Source organism: Bradyrhizobium sp. UFLA01-814 (genome assembly GCF_046718885.1).
Classification (GTDB): domain Bacteria; phylum Pseudomonadota; class Alphaproteobacteria; order Rhizobiales; family Xanthobacteraceae; genus Bradyrhizobium; species Bradyrhizobium elkanii.
Map to the genome: position 1 here is coordinate 1 of NZ_JAQOSR010000026.1, position 17,488 is coordinate 17,488.

Annotated in this window: 17 protein-coding genes; 16 read left to right on the forward strand and 1 reads right to left on the reverse strand. The window is 61.3% G+C overall.

Features of this window, described 5'->3' with window-relative positions; genetic code table 11:
- From PMN64_RS10690 to PMN64_RS10710, 5 genes are all read left to right on the forward strand, one after another.
- On the forward strand, positions 1 to 1,803 hold a 1,803-nt coding region (locus PMN64_RS10690), incomplete at its 5' end, for an Ig-like domain-containing protein (protein WP_411780653.1).
- A 220-nt stretch (positions 1,804 to 2,023) separates the two neighbouring features.
- Positions 2,024 to 3,736 (forward strand): type I secretion system permease/ATPase, encoded by a 1,713-nt coding sequence (locus PMN64_RS10695; RefSeq protein ID WP_411780654.1) that lies wholly within the window; start codon positions 2,024 to 2,026, stop codon positions 3,734 to 3,736.
- A gap of 8 nt (positions 3,737 to 3,744) precedes the next feature.
- Positions 3,745 to 5,115: an HlyD family type I secretion periplasmic adaptor subunit gene (locus tag PMN64_RS10700; RefSeq protein WP_411780655.1), complete on the forward strand. Its 1,371-nt coding sequence runs from the start codon at positions 3,745 to 3,747 to the stop codon at positions 5,113 to 5,115.
- Between the two features lie 133 nt (positions 5,116 to 5,248).
- Entirely contained in the window at positions 5,249 to 5,437 is a 189-nt protein-coding gene (locus tag PMN64_RS10705; RefSeq protein ID WP_411780656.1) for a hypothetical protein, read from the forward strand.
- Between the two features lie 1,038 nt (positions 5,438 to 6,475).
- Positions 6,476 to 6,733: a hypothetical protein gene (locus PMN64_RS10710; RefSeq protein WP_411780657.1), complete on the forward strand. Its 258-nt coding sequence runs from the start codon at positions 6,476 to 6,478 to the stop codon at positions 6,731 to 6,733.
- Positions 6,734 to 7,087: 354 nt separating this feature from the next.
- Here the strand turns inward: PMN64_RS10710 and PMN64_RS10715 are convergent, their stop codons facing one another.
- Positions 7,088 to 8,662 (reverse strand): hypothetical protein, encoded by a 1,575-nt coding sequence (locus tag PMN64_RS10715; protein WP_411780658.1) that lies wholly within the window; start codon positions 8,660 to 8,662, stop codon positions 7,088 to 7,090.
- A 357-nt stretch (positions 8,663 to 9,019) separates the two neighbouring features.
- Between PMN64_RS10715 and PMN64_RS10720 the strand changes: the two genes are divergently transcribed.
- The 11 genes from PMN64_RS10720 to PMN64_RS10770 all read left to right on the forward strand — a co-directional run bounded on the left by PMN64_RS10720 (position 9,020) and on the right by PMN64_RS10770 (position 17,487).
- The gene (locus PMN64_RS10720; RefSeq protein WP_411780659.1) at positions 9,020 to 9,538 is read left to right on the forward strand and encodes a hypothetical protein; all 519 of its coding nucleotides are present in this window, start codon (positions 9,020 to 9,022) and stop codon (positions 9,536 to 9,538) included.
- 268 nt (positions 9,539 to 9,806) lie between these two features.
- Positions 9,807 to 10,022, forward strand: coding sequence for a hypothetical protein (locus tag PMN64_RS10725; RefSeq protein WP_411780660.1), 216 nt, complete (start codon positions 9,807 to 9,809; stop codon positions 10,020 to 10,022).
- Between the two features lie 91 nt (positions 10,023 to 10,113).
- Positions 10,114 to 10,329, forward strand: a complete 216-nt coding sequence (locus tag PMN64_RS10730; protein ID WP_411780661.1) for a Flp family type IVb pilin — start codon at positions 10,114 to 10,116, stop codon at positions 10,327 to 10,329.
- A 72-nt stretch (positions 10,330 to 10,401) separates the two neighbouring features.
- Positions 10,402 to 10,908 (forward strand): prepilin peptidase, encoded by a 507-nt coding sequence (locus PMN64_RS10735; protein WP_411780662.1) that lies wholly within the window; start codon positions 10,402 to 10,404, stop codon positions 10,906 to 10,908.
- A gap of 1 nt (position 10,909) precedes the next feature.
- The gene (cpaB, locus tag PMN64_RS10740) at positions 10,910 to 11,881 is read left to right on the forward strand and encodes a Flp pilus assembly protein CpaB (protein WP_411780663.1); all 972 of its coding nucleotides are present in this window, start codon (positions 10,910 to 10,912) and stop codon (positions 11,879 to 11,881) included.
- A 170-nt stretch (positions 11,882 to 12,051) separates the two neighbouring features.
- A complete protein-coding gene (locus tag PMN64_RS10745) occupies positions 12,052 to 13,083 on the forward strand; it encodes a CpaE family protein (protein ID WP_259239313.1) in 1,032 nt (343 codons plus the stop codon).
- A complete protein-coding gene (locus PMN64_RS10750) occupies positions 13,080 to 14,525 on the forward strand; it encodes a CpaF family protein (protein WP_028345089.1) in 1,446 nt (481 codons plus the stop codon). Before PMN64_RS10745 ends, PMN64_RS10750 begins: the two co-directional genes overlap by 4 nt.
- Positions 14,525 to 15,451, forward strand: a complete 927-nt coding sequence (locus PMN64_RS10755) for a type II secretion system F family protein (RefSeq protein WP_411780664.1) — start codon at positions 14,525 to 14,527, stop codon at positions 15,449 to 15,451. Before PMN64_RS10750 ends, PMN64_RS10755 begins: the two co-directional genes overlap by 1 nt.
- Positions 15,448 to 16,353 (forward strand): type II secretion system F family protein, encoded by a 906-nt coding sequence (locus PMN64_RS10760; RefSeq protein WP_411780665.1) that lies wholly within the window; start codon positions 15,448 to 15,450, stop codon positions 16,351 to 16,353. Before PMN64_RS10755 ends, PMN64_RS10760 begins: the two co-directional genes overlap by 4 nt.
- A gap of 18 nt (positions 16,354 to 16,371) precedes the next feature.
- On the forward strand, positions 16,372 to 17,007 hold the full coding sequence (locus PMN64_RS10765; protein ID WP_411780666.1) for a methyltransferase family protein: 636 nt from the start codon (positions 16,372 to 16,374) through the stop codon (positions 17,005 to 17,007).
- A gap of 27 nt (positions 17,008 to 17,034) precedes the next feature.
- Positions 17,035 to 17,487: a hypothetical protein gene (locus PMN64_RS10770; protein WP_411780667.1), complete on the forward strand. Its 453-nt coding sequence runs from the start codon at positions 17,035 to 17,037 to the stop codon at positions 17,485 to 17,487.
- Position 17,488: the final 1 nt, after the last annotated feature.

Genomic DNA, 17,488 nt, shown 5'->3' on the forward strand with positions numbered 1-17,488 from the left:
GGCACCTATCAATACCGTGCCCAGGTGACGGATGCGGCGGGCAACAGCTCGACCAGCAACGTGGTCACGGTTGTGGTAGATACCACGGCGCCAACGGTAACGGTGTCAAACCCCGGCACAGTGCCTAGCGGTCAGTCCGCGACTATTACATTCACATTCAGCGAGGCAGTGAGCGGCTTTAGCGCTTCCGACGTGACGTCAAATGGGACGATGACTGCGAGCAGCTTCACTCAGGTAAACGCAACTACATGGACGGAGACATTCACCCATGGCAGCGCACAAAACAACCAAGTGAGCGTTACGGCTGGTAGCTACACAGACCTTGCAGGTAACACGGGCTCTGGTGGCACTAGTGGTAACATTCCAAAGTCACCCGCGGGCGTCGCTGGAGAGCCGATCAATCTGGGGCTGGATGCTGCGCCGGATCACATCGTCGGTGCCATAAGCGTGACGGTCGCCGGGGTTCCGACGAATTGGACTTTGAGCGGAGGCACGAATAATGCCGACGGCTCCTGGACTATACAGGTCGACGATCCGTCGACACTGACGATCACGACGCCTGCTTCTTATACGGGAGCAAAGGTTCTCAATATTGCTGAGACATGGACCAATACCGACGGCAGCACCGGCAGTCTATTTGTTGCGGACAATGTTGAGGCTTATGCGGTAGGCAGCCCCATTTTCGCTTGGTCTGGCAACGACCACCTGACCGGCTCGAGCGGCCATGACACGTTCGTGTTCTCGCAGCCGATCGGCGATGACGTCGTGCATAACTTCGAGGTGTCATCGGACGTGATCGACCTGATCAGCTACGGCTGGCAGAGCTTCGCGGACGTCCAGGCCCACACCGCCGACGACGCCAACGGCAATGCCGTGGTCACGCTTGCTGATGGCCAGACGATCACATTGGACGGCGTGCATGCGGCGGACCTGACCGCGGCGAACTTTGAGTTCGACGTGACGCCGACAACCGAAAATCCAGGCCAGATGACCATCGGCGACGGCGCGATGCTGCCGCTCTCCGGGATCATCCACAACACCGGCGAGATCGACCTGCAGGCCTCCGGCGACGACACGCTGCTGCAACTGATCCAGACTGGCATCACGCTCAACGGCGGCGGTCATGTGACCCTATCCGACGATGACCACAACATCATCGCCGGCACCGTCTCGAACGTCACGCTCGACAACGTCGACAACGTGATCTCCGGCGCCGGCCAAATCGGGCAGGGTAGCCTGACCTTGAGCAACGAGGGCACCATCGACGCCACCGGCACCCATGCCCTGGTGATCGACACCGGCGCCAACGTGATCGCCAATGCCGGCACGCTGGAGGCGACCGGTTCGGGTGGGCTGGTGCTCGCCAGCGCGGTGGCCAACAGCGGCCTGATCTGGGCCAACGGCGGCACGGTCACAGCAGAGGGAGAGGTGACCGGCAATGGCAACGCTTTGATCAGCGGGGCCGGCACCATCGAGTTCGGGTCAGCCTCGGTGGCGGGCGTCACCTTCGACACGACCGCCGCTGGCCACCTGATCCTGGATGATGCGTTCCACTTCTCCGGCACGGTGAGCGGCCTCGACGGCAACGACGACATCGACATCAAGGGGATCAGCTTCGGTGTCGGCACCACGTTGAGCTTCACGGAGAACCAGGCGGGGACCGGCGGCACTCTGACGGTGTCGGATGGCGCTCACGCGGCGAACATCGTCCTGCTCGGTCAATACGATCCCAACGGGTTTGCCGAGAAAGCCGACGCAACAAATGGCACGCTGATCACCTATGACCCGCACCACATCGCCTGAGGGGCGTGAACTTCACCGGGGGGAAAGACCGATTGGGGGGGGAGAAGCCAAACCCCGTAAGTTTACCCTCCCGCCGTTTTTGCGCCGGCAGTGGCTTTGGCTCAGCCGCCGGCTATGCTAGTTAGGACAGATTGGAATGATTGATTTACCTGGACCTTTTGGCTGCCAACTGTTGGCTGCCGCTCATCATTTTTAGGGGATGGCTCCGGCCAGGTTCCGCGTGAGTACCCTTCGTAAAAGAGCGGACGAATTCCGGCAGGCGCTGCAAGCCTGCCAGGGCTATTTTGTGACTGCAGCCATATTCAGCCTGGCCATCAACCTGCTCTATCTGGCCGGCCCGCTGTACATGCTGCAGGTCTACGACCGCGTGATCTCGAGCGCCAGCCAGATCACGCTGCTGATGTTGACGCTGGCACTGTTGCTGGCATTCATGGCGCTCGCGGGTCTCGATGCGGTACGCGCTCGCGTGCTGACACGCACCAGCATCCGCCTCGATCGGGAGATCGCGCCGCGGGTGATGACCGCCATCATTGACCATTCGACAAGGATCGGCGGAGCCCGCAGCCAGCTGCTGCGCGATTTTGACACGTTCCGTCAGTTCATCACCGGATCGGGAATTCATGCGATCTTCGATCTGCCATGGGCGCCGATCTATATCGCCGTGATTTTCGCTCTGCACCCGCTGCTGGGGGCATTTGCGCTGGGGTGCTCGATCATCCTGGTGCTGATGGCCCTCCTCAATGAATGGATCGTCAAGCCTCCGCTCTCCGAATCCGGCGAGGCGGCAAATCGAAATTATGGTTTCACCGAGATGAGCCTGCGCAATACCGAAGTGGTCCGCGCCATGGGGATGACCGCAGGCCTTTTGAAGCGCTGGAGCAGGGACCGCGACCGGATGATCGAGCGCCAGGTCGCAGCGAGCGATCGCGCGGCCACGATGCAGAGCATGATCCGGTTCCTGCGGCTTTCGATGCAATCCTTGATCCTTGGCCTTGGCGCCTATCTCGTGATCGAGCGGCTCACCACGGCCGGTGCGATGTTCGCCGCCAGCATCCTGCTTGGCCGTGCGTTGCAACCGATCGAACAGATTGTCGGATCATGGCGCGGTCTCGTCTCGGCCCGGGGGTCATTCTTGCGGGTGCGCGAGCTGTTGGCGGCGAATCCGCAGCGTCAATCCGAACTGACGCTGCCGCGACCCGAAGGCCATCTTTCTGTCGAAGCGCTATCCTTTGCCGCGCCTGGCACATCGAAGCCTATTCTGCGGGGGGTTACATTCCAGATAGCCGCGGGGGAAGTACTTGGGATTATCGGCCCGTCAGGTGCCGGGAAATCCACGCTGGCGCGCCATATCGTGGGCGTTCAGGCGCCATCCGCAGGTGCCGTTCGGCTCGACGGCTCGGACGTTTCGACCTGGATTAGGTCGTCGCTCGGCCAGCATCTTGGTTATCTGCCGCAGGATATCGAGCTGTTTGCCGACAGCATCGCCGCCAATATCTGTCGGTTCGATCGGAAAGAGGACAGGGATATCATTTCTGCGGCGCAGACGGCCGGTGTGCATGACATGATTCTGCGGCTGCCAGACGGTTATGACACTCAAGTCGGGGAGGGTGGCGCGATCCTGTCCGGAGGCATTCGCCAGCGGATCGCGCTTGCGCGCGCGGCTTACGGCAACCCGAGCCTCGTTGTGCTCGATGAGCCAAGTTCGAATCTCGACTCCGAAGGCGACGCCGCGTTGGCCGACTGCATTACCGAATTGAAGAAGCGTGGAACAACCGTGGTGATCATTTCGCATCGGCCTGCCACCATCGGCGTGGTCGACAAGATATTGGTGTTGCGCGAGGGCGTGGCCGAGATGTTCGGGCCACGCAGCGAAATCCTGTCGCGCCTGACGCGGCCTGTGCCGGTACCGGCAGTTCGGGGAGCGGCTGGCTAGGAGAGATCATGGCGTTACTTGATGTTGCAAATCTGTCGATGCGCCCTGGAGCCGCACCGCGCGGCACAAAGCGCACGAACAAAGATGACGCGCCGAACGATTCCATTCGCAATGTCGCCATCGCGGGGTGGGTGATCATCGCCGTCTTCTTCGGCGGCATCGGCACCTGGGCGGTGACCGCGCCGCTCAACGGGGCGGTGGTCGCCAACGCCGTGGTGAAGGTCGATGGCAACCGCAAGAGCCTCCAGCACCTCGATGGCGGTATCGTCAAGGAATTGCACGTCAGGGAGGGCGATAGGGTGCGCGCGAGCGATCTGCTGATCGTCCTCGATGAGACTCAGGCGCGCGCCGAACATGAGGTGCTGACGCAGCAATATGCCGTGCTGCGCGCAACGGAAGTCCGGCTGCTGACCGAGCTTGACCATGGCACCCAGCTTGTCATGCCGCCAGATCTGAAAGCGCGCTCTGACGATCCCTATTTCAAGAGCGTCTGGAACGGGCAGCTCAGTCAGTTCGACACCCGCCGGGCGTCGCTCGAAGGCCAACGAAGCGTCGTTCGCGAGAAGATCAATCAGCTGGGATCCCAGATCGTCGGCTCGGAAGCGCAAGTAAAATCGTTCACCAATCAGATCGATTCAGTGCGCAAGGAGGCGAGGGACGTCGCTCCGCTCGTCGAGCGAGGGCTGATCGCCCGTCCGCGTATCCTGCAACTGGAGCGGACGGCGTATGGTCTCGAAGGCCAGATCGCCGATGCAAACGCCAGCATTGCCAAGGCGCGCCAGGCGATCGCGGAGCAAGAGCAGCAGATCGCCCAGTTCGACAACGACCGGATGACCGATGTCACAAAGGACTTGCGCGACACGCAAGCCAAGCTCCTGGAGGTCATCCCGAAAGCGATGAACGCCAAGGCCGTGCTGGGCCGGATGGAAATTCGCGCCCCCTATACCGGCCGCGTGGTCGGCCTCAACGTGTTTTCAGTGGGAGGCGTCATCCAGCGCGGCGACAAGATTCTGGACATCGTGCCCGATGAGGATTCGCTCACCATCGAAGCCCAAGTGGCCGTCGAGGATATCAGCGATGTGCACCCGAACACGCGCGCTGAGGTGCATCTGACCGCCTACAAACAGCGGATCGTTCCGATCATCCATGGCGACGTCATCCTGGTCTCGGCTGACCGTCTGACGGATCCGAAGACCAACAATCCCTACTATACGGCCTTCGTTCGGATCGACCAGGCCGAACTGGCGACCATGCCCAACATTCGTCTTTATCCGGGAATGCCGGCAACGGTGATGATCCCGACGGTTCAGCGAACCGCGTTTGATTACATCGTGGGACCGCTCGTGATGTCGTTCAACAGTTCGTTCCGGCAGAAGTGAAGCTTGGACACATCTTTCGAAATCCGTCCTGGTTCACTGGCGCTCACAGTGATGTTTTGAAATCGCTGTTGCGCCCGTGCCACCCACGATGCCCTGCGCAGGTCTATGCTGCTCGCCGCAACAGGGCGCTCTCATGTATGATGTATATTTGAGTGGTAAGAACGATCTGCTGGTTATCCGACGCGGACTTCCCATCCCTTCGAACCTGGGCGGAAATTGGCGCAAAAAGAAGCGCACCGTGCAATCGGTGAGCGAAAAAATCCGGGAGGACGTCGAAAAGCGTGGCTACCACCGGCGCAGGCTGGGCGGTCAGATTCGATGAGACAGGTAAGTTGAAGAGGACGTTCTACACCGCACCCGCCTTAATTAAGGCTCTGGTTACCGTTTTCGGCCAGCATGCCCTATTGTAGGTAGGTCGCGAGCAGCGACCGCCAAGTTTCGATCCAACGTCAAGCTCTGACAGCCCGGTTGGCGGTCTCTTTCGTAGGGGAGGCCCATTATGATCAAGGGCTTCGCGATAGCCATATTAGTGGTGCTCGGAGCATCGCAAGTAGATCAGTATCTCACGCATGGTCGGTACACCGACGCGACGCTGGCCATGCTGAGGCAGATGAGGCACTCATTTGGCATTTGAGACTTTGAGACGGTAGGCGCGCGCCAACACGCGATTTTCGCGCGATGCCCGACCGCGCTATAGCCCGCGCATGAAGCCTTAAGCGCTCTCTCTCGGCGCTTCTGCTGCACCCAATGTCCAATGCCAGGCATCATGGTGGGGCCACGGAAGTCAGCGCGGGTGATCCCTGAGTTGGCGTAAAGGTCTAGCCCAGGGATGAATGCGCGCACGGGAACACGCTCTCCAGCGATGAAGGTTCGAAGTCAATCTCCTGCGCGCGGTCCCGATTAGGGGGGCCGCGAAAGCCCATCCGACCTACCATGCTGTGCGCGCGCGACGGCCGCAGGCCAAACTTGTCCGCCACAGCGGCCGTTCTCGGGCCGCGGAAGGATAGTTCTGGTCAAACCCCGTATTTTTGCGGGGTCAATGTTAGCTCCTGTGCCGCCACAGCAGATCACCGCTTATGCGAGTGGACGCCCGGTGACTGCGGTCGTGCCAGAGCTCTTTCAGCCTCGGTTAGAGGACATGTTACCAACGCCATTTCCACCTGGCCCTGAGAAGCGGGAGGGAAATTTTCCCGCAAGCCGGCGGTGGAGGGCGAGCGGAGGGTTTTACGGGCTACAGCCGTCTGTCCAGACGCCCATTAACGCTCTTGCGCACCCAAGGGTAGGGCAGCTTGTCCGGTGCCGCTTTCATCGCTCTAATGGAGCGATTGCAGAACCTGAGTAATTTTCCTGAGTATTTCCGATGAAGGCCATAGAACAGATCATCGCTGGATACGTTTCGCTGAAGGATCGCCGGGCGCTTGAAGAGATCAGGGACCATCGCGAACGGCTATTGAATGAAACACGGATGCGCAGCGTGGCCGGCTTCAGCCCCTCAACCTTGATCGATATCCTGCGGGAAGAGATCGAGCTTATCGAAGCGGCACTGTCTGGATTTGAGAGCGCTTCGGAGTTGCCAGATGGACAATCGCTAAGACCTCGAAACGGTGAGGTTGATTAGGGCATTCTCAAAAATCGAAGATCCCGACGAGCGGAAGCGGATCCTTCGGTTTGTCGAATCCGCGGCGTCCGACGATGAGTCCAAGGACCGGAAAAATCCGCAAGACGGCCGCCCTCGGATGTGGATTCCGATCCAGAAGCTTCATTCGCAGCTCATCGATGAAAAGCGCAGGAGGCCCGGCAGGCGCGAGCAAGCCGTCGCTTTCGATCGCGCAGTGGCGACAATCTAACCCGGAGAGCTGCGGCCGGCTCGGAGGGGACTCTGCAAACTGCTTTTGAGACAGCGCGAATCCGCCAAGGTTCTCTTAGAACCGAGCGGTCGGATCTGGATCACCGTCGTCGTCGTCATACCAGACTAACGCAACGCGACAAATCGATCCCTGGCCTGCTGGATGCCACCGGCAAGCGCCTTTGCGTATAGCTCGCGCGCCTTCGTCACATCGCCGCGTGTTCCGTAGGTCTTCCACGTGGAAAGAATGAGGGGATCATAGGTCTCCGCAAGCATAAAGCTTGCCTGTGCGCTACCCGTCCCCACAGCGTGTTCGAGCACGATCCGAGCTGCACCGATATCCCCCTGGACGAGCAGAGCGCTGGCGCGCGCCAGCAACCTGACAACTTCCGGATCGCCTTGCGTCTCAGCAATCGTTGGCTGCTCTGTCGCAGCCGTCTTCGCGACTTGCATCAGCGCGGGCTCGTGGCCCGGTGCCGGCACCTCGGCCGTGTCGCGCTCCTTCTTCAGCGACTGTCGCAGCTCCGCCGTCGCGCCCTCGGCGGCCTTCTTCACCTGCAACGCTCCGCTACCGGCCTTGCTTGATAGCACCAGCTGGGTCTCCAGCTCCCCCCGTACCCTCGCAAGCTCGCCAGTCAGCGCCTCGGCCCTGTCGTGCTCCATCTTCAAAGACTGTCGCAGCTCCGCCGTGACGCTCTCGGCGGCCTTCTTCGCCCGGGTCGCCTCGTCACTAGCCTTGCTTGACAGCGCCAGCTGGGTCTCGAGATCCCGCCGCGTCTTCGCGAGCTCGCCCGTCAATGCCTCGGCCCTGTCTTGCTCCGTTTTCAAAGATTGTCGCAACTTGGCCGTCGCCTTCTCGGCGGCCTGATTGCGCTGCGCCGCCTGGTCGAGCGCCTTGTTTGCCTGCTCTGCCCGCATCTCGCTGATCTGCTGCGCGCTCGCCAGTTCATTTGCCAGGGCCTCTGCGCGGCGCCGCTCCTTTTCAGAAGACTGTTGTTCTTCCGGCTGCATTGCGTCCGCACCTTGCTTGCGCTGCGCGGTATCACGCGGTGTCTCTGATATCGTCCGGTCAGCTTGCTGATGAAATGCCGGATCCCGAGCCGATGAATTGGCTTTTTCTAGATCTCTTGGGATCTGGATCCCTTGCTTGACGGCCTTCACGCCAGCTGTGTCAGGTCTGATGTTATCCGGCTCACCAATGTATCGCGTCACATGGGCGACGAGCTCAGCGTGGAAATACCAGCCGATGAGCGACGCCCCGACCATCACCGCGGCGATCGAGGAGATGGCGCGCCGCGCGGTCGATCCGCGCTCCTGTTTGCTCTGCGCGGCCCGCGCTTCAACCAGGACGCCAGTGACCGGGTCCGCGTTCGTAACCAGCCGAGTTAATTCCGTCACCCTCGCACGTTCGGCCAGGCCCGAGGGGAAACAAAAGGAACGGGGCCCTGGCGACGCCGGGTGGGCGATTGATCCAGTTTCCTTTGGCGGAATAAACTCATCTTGCAGAATAAATTCATCACCTTCGTCTGGAAGATGCATTGTTTGCCAATGCGTCGGCGTGATCTCGCTTGGCTCGCCATTTTTCTTAACCCACCCACGCCCCTCAGCCGACCATTGAGCAGATTCGAAGCGTCCGCTTACGTCATCCTCAAGAATGACGAATGTTCCATCCTTTGGAGCGGTGTCGATCACGCGGCGCATGCAAAAGACGCCTATTCGATGCGGTTATCCAACTTTTTTAAAAGGACTTCGCCAATGCACAGATTCTACTCCACCCCACCAAAGGCCTCAAGAAATAGTCATTTAGGTTTTTGGCGGTAGTCCGGCCGCGCACGGCGGCGGGCACCTACCAGGTGCGCGCGTCATTGCCGCAGGCCGAACTTGTCTGCCACAGCAGCCGTTTTCAGGCGGCTGAAGGAGTCAAATCCGTATTTTTGCGGGTCAACGTTAACTCCCGTGCCAAAGCAGACCACGCGCTTATGCGCGTGGACGCCCAGTGACTGCGCCAGAGCTCTTTCGGCCTCGGTTATCGCCGCGTCCGTTGAGGGGAGCCAACTGTTGTCACTGCTGGCGCTGGTGCTAACCAGACAGGTTAATCCATCTGCAATTTGGCGATCCGAATACCAGCGTAGCGCCGGCTCCGACCTCTCGAACAACCGCGTGAAGCGCCGGTCAGAAGTCCCACCAATCGCGCGCATGGTCAAAAACCAGGCGGCCCGTTGGATCCGCACCTCGTGGCCAAAGGCGCGCGCCATCGCGCAGGCGGTGGAGCGGGCGTCCTGCGTTACTAAGGCGACGGAGCTGGTGCGCCCGCTGCTGCCGTTTCCCGAATTGCTCGATCGGGAAAACGCCCTGCGCAAGGCGTTGGCAGGGCAGGTCCAGGCAAGGACCATGTCTCTGCTCGAGCGAAACGTGCAGGTCCAGAAGCTTCATTCGCAGCTGCTCGAGGAAGAACGCAGCAGGCTATCGGGCTCGCCCGCGGACGCGAGCATGCCGCCGCTGGCGGTCACGCAGTGGCGGCAATCCAATGGGGAGAGTTGCGGCCGGCTCGGAGGGGATTCCGGGACCTGCTACTGAGAGTCCGACGCTGTCACCGTATTCGCACGGAGTAGCGAAGTTGAAGTGCCGCGAAATGTCGAAAGTCCTTCAATTTAAGGGGTTTCGTGCGTCGTCGTCGGAGCGCCTTGCCGAGGAGAAGGTGCGCGCCGCTACGCCAGTAGGGTTAATAAACGATTACCAATCGACAGGTTTCTCGCAACGGATTATAAGAAAATCCTAGTTGGCACCGGATTTTGCCCCCCGCCAACATATTGCGTAAATTTACTCGTAAAAGGGATATTTTCCTATGTTGAAACTCTACATCCAGACCACCGAAGCCTTCAAGCGCCTGCGTACGGATGCGGACGGCGTTGTGTCGTTCGAGTACGTGATCGTCGCCGCTTGCATCGTCGCCGCCGTCTCTGCTGCCTTCGGTACGGGTACCGCCAGCGGCATCGGCTCGGTTCTGAACGCCTCGATCACCACGATCGCGAGCAAGGTCGCCACCGCAGTCTCCGCTTAACTCCGGATGTTGAGTGCTGTTGGCAGATTCTTGCTGTCAACAGCGGTCAACCGGATTGCGATGTGCGCGAGCCTTAAGGAGGCTTTCTCCTATGTTGCAGTCATACATCAAGATCACAGAAGGATTGAAGCGTCTGCGCACGGACAAGGACGGCGTTGTGTCGTTCGAGTACGTGATCGTCGCCGCCTGCATCGTCGCCGCCGTTTCCGCGGCGTTCGGTACGGGTACTGCGAGCGGCATCGGTAGTGTTCTGACCACCGCGCTCACTTCGATCGGCACCGCGGTTGCCAACGCGGTTAGCGCTTAAGTCCAGAGGGACGGCGCTCCGGAGGGGGGCATTATTTTGTGCCCCCCGCCATTTTTCTAAGGCGATTATTTCATGAATTGGATTGCGTCCACGACCTTGTGTCTGGAAATCGCGTTGTTGTTGTATGTCGCAACGATCGATATCGCGACACGGTTGATCCGAAACGAAATTTGTCTGGCGCTGGCGTTCCTTGGGATCGTCGGCCAATTGGCCAGTCCGATGCAGATCGGCCAGTCGCTGATCGTTGCCGCAATCCTGTTCCTGGTGCTCTTCGTGATCTATCTGCGCGGAGCGATCGGCGGCGGCGACGTCAAGCTGCTGGTTGCCCTGGCGATCGGTCTGCCGCTGACCGGCGTGATTGAACTGTTGACGGCAACTGCACTGGCCGGTGGCGTTCTGGCCGCGGTGCATCTGATGATGCGCCGTCTGCCACAACCGAAGCTGGCGCCCGCCGGATCATCGCTGATGCGCCGGGTCTACGCGGTCGAGCGCTGGCGCCATTTGCGACATGCACCGCTGCCCTACGGGGTCGCCATCGCATGCGGCGGTATCTGGGCCATTTTGAGCAAAGGAATTTGACATGTCGTCCGCTCTCCGTGTCTCGATCATCATGGTGCTGCTGCTTGCGGCTACGGCGCTTGGAATGATCGCCTACAGCATGAACCGACCCGCAGACCCGGTCGTTGCGCAGGCAGTCGAAGAGAAGCCTGCGCCTGTGCCTGCGGCCGCGACGGTCGGCTTCTTTGTCGCGACACGCCCGCTTTCGAAGGGAACGCTGGCGCGGGAGGAAGACTTCGCGGTGCGCCAGACGGCACCGAACCGTGTCCCCGCGGGCGCGATCCTCGAAACGCCTGACTCCAAGGCCGGGCTGCCCGGTTCGCTGGTTCGCAAGTTCGTCGACGCCGGCAGCGCCATTACACTGGACGACATCCTGCGTCCGAAGGATCGCGGCTTCCTTGCCAGCGTCCTCGCGCCGGACAGCCGCGCCATCAGCATCAAGGTCGACGAGGAGACCGGTGTGTCCGGTCTGATCAGGCCGGGCGACAATGTCGACGTGGTGCTGACCCAGGTGTTCGAGAAGGCCGCTCCGGTGAAGCGTGCCGTCAGCGAAACCGTTCTGTCCAACGTGCGCGTGATCGCGATCGACCAGGAGATTGCGCAAGGCGGGCGTCCGATCACCAATGCCGTCCCGGGCAAGACGGCGCAGACCGTGTCCTTGGAGCTCAAGCCGGATCAGGTCAAGAAGGTGGCCGTCGCAAAGCAGCTCGGAACGCTGTCGCTCGTCATCCGCGCTGCGGCCGAGCAGTGGGACAAGGCCGACACAAGCGTAACGTCCAGCTGCGATGTATCGCCGGAGCTGGCGCGCCAGAGTGCAGTTGCCGGCCAGAGCACGATGGTCGCGATCTATACCGGCAGCGAGGTCAAGCAATACTCGGTCAGGAAGCAGGATTTGGACGACGACGCCCGCGCGGGCTGCGAGGTGCCGTCCGAGCTCGATCGTCAGACCACAGCGGCAGCGAGTGACGTCGGCAAGGCACCGGAGAAACGTTGATGAGTGCGAACATGGCAGTGGTGGAACAACCCGATGAGACGACGTCTCTTGTCGCGCGCAACCGCATCGTCTGCTTCGTCAACGACGAGCTGAGCGCGGCGGCCCTTCGCAAGGGTCTCGACGGCAGCAACCTGGTGATCCGGCGCGGCACCATCCGTCATGCGACACGCATGCTCGAGACCGACACCGATCTGTACGCGCTGGTGACCGACATCAGCGGGATCGATGATCCCTTCACCGAACTGGAACGCCTCGCCAGTGTCTGTCCGCCCGATGTGAAGGTGGCCCTGATTGGAGACAACAGGGAGATCGTCTTCTACCGCGAGCTGATGGAGATCGGCCTTACTGAATACCTGCCGACGCCGATCACCAGGGATATGGTGCTCGACCAGCTGCGTCCCAAGCTGATCGGCGACGCCGCGCCGGCCCAGAATGACCGCGGCGGGCACGTGGTGTCGATCTGTGGCGCGCAGGGCGGCGCCGGCGCGACCAGCGTCGCGATCAACCTCGCGCTGCAACTGGCTGAAACCACCAAGGCGAAGGTGGCGCTGCTCGACCTGCATCTGCAGGGCGGCGAGACCGCGGTGATGCTGGGCGTTCGCCCTGGACCCGGCCTCCGCATCGCTCTTGAAAACCCGATGCGGGCCGACACGCTGTTTCTCGAGCGGGCGGCGATCGAGGTGAATGATCGGGTTTGCCTGATTTCCGGCGACGAGGAGCTCGATGCGAAGCTCGACATCACCGAAGCTGGCGTGCGGCACGTGCTGGGCCTGCTCCGTCAGCGGTTCAACTACGTCGTTGTCGATGTGCCGGTGCCGTTCCCGGCATCGATCTATCCGGTCATTCAGATGTCCCGTCATGTGCTGGTGCTGTTGGAGGCCGAAGTAACCGGCCTGCGCAATGCCCACGCGCTGCGCAACGCCGTCACCAACATCGCGGGCAAGGATCGCGTGTTTACCCTGCTCAACCGTGCCGACCGCGCCGGCGGTCTGCCGAGGGCGACGATCGTCAAGGCGCTGGGCGCTGAGCCGGACATGATCATCCCGGATCTCGGCAAGGGAATGACCCAGGCGGTCAATCTCGGCGTTCCGGCTCTCAAGCACGTATCCGGGCTGCGGCGTCACCTCGCTCCGATCGTACGGGAAATCACCGGCGTTGGTGCCAAGAAAAAGGCCGGGTGGAAGAGGTGGCTCGGGCTATGAAAAAGTTCGGCAGGCGCGCAGACGAAATGCCAGTGCGGATGCCCGCAGCGGTGCCGGACGCCCCGGCGGCGGCACCAAGCGCGCGGCCGGTGCCGCCGCCGTTGCCGCCGGCGGAGCCGAGCGTGGCGTCACCGGCGTCCAGCCTGTTTGCATCGGCGCCGAAGCATGAAGAACCTGCGACCCACCATCCGGTGATGTCGGCATCCCTGCGCGAACGGGTCATCGAGCAGATCGAGCCGTCGGTGGCCGCGACCGTTCCCCGCGACGTCCTGCGGCGGCAGATCGAGGAAATCATCCACGGCATCGCCAACCAGGAGCGGCTGGAGCTGTCGGGCCGCGAGCAGCTCTTCCTGGCGGAGGAGATCGCGGACGACATGACCGGCTACGGGCCGCTGCGTCCGCTTCTGCTCGATGAGACGATCAACGACATCATGATCAACGGGCCGAGCAACGTCTATGTCGAGCGGGCCGGCAAGCTGGAGCGGGTTGCGGTCCGGTTTCGCGACAATGACCATATCGCCTCCGTCGCACAGAAAATCGCTTCGCAGGTCGGCCGGCGGGTGGATGAATCCAGCCCGATGGTCGACTGCCGTCTGCCGGACGGCAGCCGCGTCAACATCATCCTGCCGCCGCTGGCGATTCATAGCCCCTGCATCTCGATCCGAAAATTTCCGAACCGGCGTCTCAACATCGCCGGGATGATCGAAAACGGCTCGATGACCGCCGCGCTCGGACAGCTGCTGGAGATCGCCTCCCGCTGCCGGCTCAATGTCCTGGTCTCCGGAGGCACCGGTTCCGGCAAGACGACGCTGCTGAACGCCTTGAGTCAGTTCATCGACCATAGCGAGCGCATCGTCACGATCGAGGACGCGGCGGAGCTGCAGCTTCAGCAGCCGCACGTGATCAGCCTGGAGACCCGTCCGGCCAGCCTCGAGGGCACCGGCCAGGTGACGCAGCGCGACCTTCTGTGGAACGCACTTCGTATGCGTCCGGACCGCATCGTCGTCGGTGAGGTGCGCGGCGCCGAGGCGTTCGACATGCTGCAGGCGATGAACACCGGCCATGATGGATCGATCTCCACCGTGCACGCCAACAGCACCCGCGATGCTCTGACCCGCGTGGAGAACATGGTGCAGATGGGGCAGGTCAATCTGCCATCGCGCGCGATTCGCTCTCAGATCGTCGCCGCCCTGGATCTGATCGTGCAAGTCGAGCGCATGCGCGACGGCCAGCGCCGCATCGTGCAGATCAGCGAGGTGATCGGCCTCGAAGGCGAGGTGATCACCACCAACGACATCGCGTTGTTCGAGTACAAGGACGAGGATGTCCAGGGGCGGATATCCGGCACGTACCGCTCCACCAATGCGGTTCCGAAGTTCAAGAGCCGCCTCGTCTATTACGGGCTCGATCGGGCCTGGGCAGAAGCGATGAGGCACATCTGATGTCGACGCCCTTGATCATCGTTCTGGTGCTTCTGTTGTGTGCTGGGGCAAACACGCTTTGGCTCGACGCACGACAGCGACGAATGGAGCGCCAGCTTGAGATCGCTCTGCCGACGGCTGAAGCAGCAGCCTTGGTGTCCATCCGTCGCGCAGCCAAGACGTCGCGTTGGCGTGCGCTCCAGCGGTTCGCCAATTATCGCCCTGATATGGTGTACGTCGTACGGCCGGTCTATGTGCTGCTTGCAGGGGGAATGGCAGCGGCAGGAATTCTCTACGTCAATGGATTCCTGAGGTTCCCTGGCTCCTATGGAGCCATTGCGGCTGTCGGCGTCGCCATCCTGGTCGTGCGCGGTCTGTTCGGATGGCAGCAACAACGCTTTGCAAATCAGCTCTTCCAGCAGCTTCCCGATGCGGTCCAGCTGGTGACGAGCACTGTCCGGTCCGGACTGCCCGTCCACGAAGCATTTCGCACCATCGCCCGCGAGATGCCACAACCGACATCCGGGCAATTTGCCATCGTCTGTAGCGAACTGAACCTGGGCCGGTCGCCCGAGGAAGCCGTCGAGGAGATCTATCAGCGAACGCAGGTGTCGGAATATGCGATGTTTGCGGTAACCCTCGCGGTGCAATTGAAGACCGGCGGCAGCCTGGCCGAGACGCTGCAGACGTTGGGCGAGACCGTGAGTCAGCGGGTTGCGCTGGCGGCCCGTGCGAAGGCTTTGGCGGGAGAGGTCATCTTTTCATCGCGTGCGCTTACCTGTGCGCCGGTCGTGATCGGCGGGCTGCTTTATCTGATCAATCCGCAGTCGGTCGATCTGCTGTTGTTCGATCCGCAAGGAAACGTGCTTCTCGCTTATGCGGCGTGCTCGGTCCTGATCGGGCATTTCGTGATCCGTTGGATGGTCAGAAGGGAAACCACCCTATGACGGCTGTTCTCGGTTTTGCCACGCTTGCCGTCGCACTCGCGGCCGCGACCTTCCTGCTGGTCATTCGCGAGATACATCTCCGCACCTTGGACACGCGGGTCTCGAATGCCGTGCTGGGCATCTCCGATCGATCGAATTCGAGGGATCTGATCGGCTGGCTTTCATCGGTCGGCATGCGCTACAGGCGCTACTACGCCCAGGAGAATCTCGACCAGCTGAGGATGGTTCTTCAGTCGGCAGGGTTCAATCACTATCGAACCCTGCCGATCTGGATCGGCTTCAAGACGGTCAGCACATTTGCGTTGCCGTTCGCGGCTTTCTCTATTTCGCAGATTCTTGGGCGGCCGTTCACCGACGTGATGATCTTCACGCTGCTTGGCCTGGCGTTTGGAATCATGATCCCGCGCCTGATCTTGCTGGTCGTGAAGCGACGCTTCGATGCCGCGATCCGGCTCGGCACGCCCGACACCATCGATCTGCTTGTGGTTTGCAGCGAGGCCGGCATGGGCCTGGAGAGCGCGATCGAGCGTGTCGCAGAGGAGATGCGGGAGACCAATCCCGCCATCACCCACGTGCTGCGCGGTCTTCTCGATGATCTCCGGATCCTGCCGAACCGTGCCGACGCCTTCGAGAAGCTCGCTTCCACGTCGGAAGGTCTTCGTCGTTTCGGCACCATGGTCAGCCAGAGCCTGCAATATGGCACGCCGCTCAGTCAGGCGCTACGCAGCATCGCAGTCGACCTGCGCCGGGAACGCATCACCAAGCTCGAGGAGCGGGCGCACAAATTGGGCGCCAAGCTGACCGTTCCGATGGTGCTGTTCCTGCTTCCTGCGATGTTCGTCATTCTGGGCGGAAGCCCGTTCCTTCATTTGATCCGTACATTCTCCAACCTCGGCAATTGAGCCATGAGCGCAGCTGCAATGAGTCTTTCGACGAACCTGGCCTACGATCGGGCGACCCGATTCCTGGGCAGCGCATGGTTCCTTCTGTTGGGACTTGCCGTGACGACCAACCTCGCGAAGACGGGGGTGCCTTGGCCGTCGCTCGTCTCGAATTTCCTTGTCGCGGTGTTTTACCTGATGCTGGCGCTGCTGATCCTGATCCGCGGGCCCGCAAAGGCGCAGGCCGAAGGCCTGCTGCCGAGGGTTGCCGCGTTCGTCGGCACATACTGGCCATGGACGATCACGTTTTTCGAGAAGACCGAGGGCGCATTGCCGAACCTGTTGTCCGCGGTTTTCGTGCTGACCGGCATGATCATGATCCTCGTGACCGTTCGTCATCTCGGACGATCGTTCAGCCTGGTGCCGCAGGCGCGTTCGGTGGTGCAAACCGGGCCGTACCGGTGGATCAAGCATCCGCTCTATCTGTCGGAAGAGATCGTGTTCCTTGGCGTCGTGCTGCAGCATCTGAGCTGGATGACCGTGGGCCTGCTGATTCTGCACATCTGCATCCAGGTCTGGCGAATTCACTACGAGGAGGACGTGCTTCGGCGCACGCTTCCTGAATACTCCAGCTACGAAGCTTCGCGCTGGAGATTGGTTCCCTATGTCTGGTGAGCGGCCATGCAGAGCTGGAAAAGCCGTGTGAGCGGCAAGCGTTCCCTGATCGCGGATCGACGCGGCGCCGTCGCGTTCGAGATGCTGTTCGTTTTCGCTTTCCTGTTCCTGGTTATTCTGCTGCCGCTTGCCGATCTTGCGCTGGCGGGCTTCCAATACATCCAGGCGCTCGCGGCGCTGCGCGGGTTCGGACAGTCCATCCAGTACTCCCCGCCGGGCGACGTCACGAACGCGTCCAGCTGGGCGGCGGCCGCGCTCGCCAAGTCCGATTCCCGTTATCCGATTCCCAGCATCCAGCTGATCTGCGGCGAGAGCAATGCGGTCTGCGACTCGACAAATTCTGATGCTTCGCAGCCGAAGTACTACGTGTATTCAACGACGATCACGCTGGCGCCGATGGTGTTGAGGTCGGCGATTTGCACCAGCACCAATAGCAATCCTTGTTCGTTCACGCTGACCTATTCGGAACGGTTTCAATGAG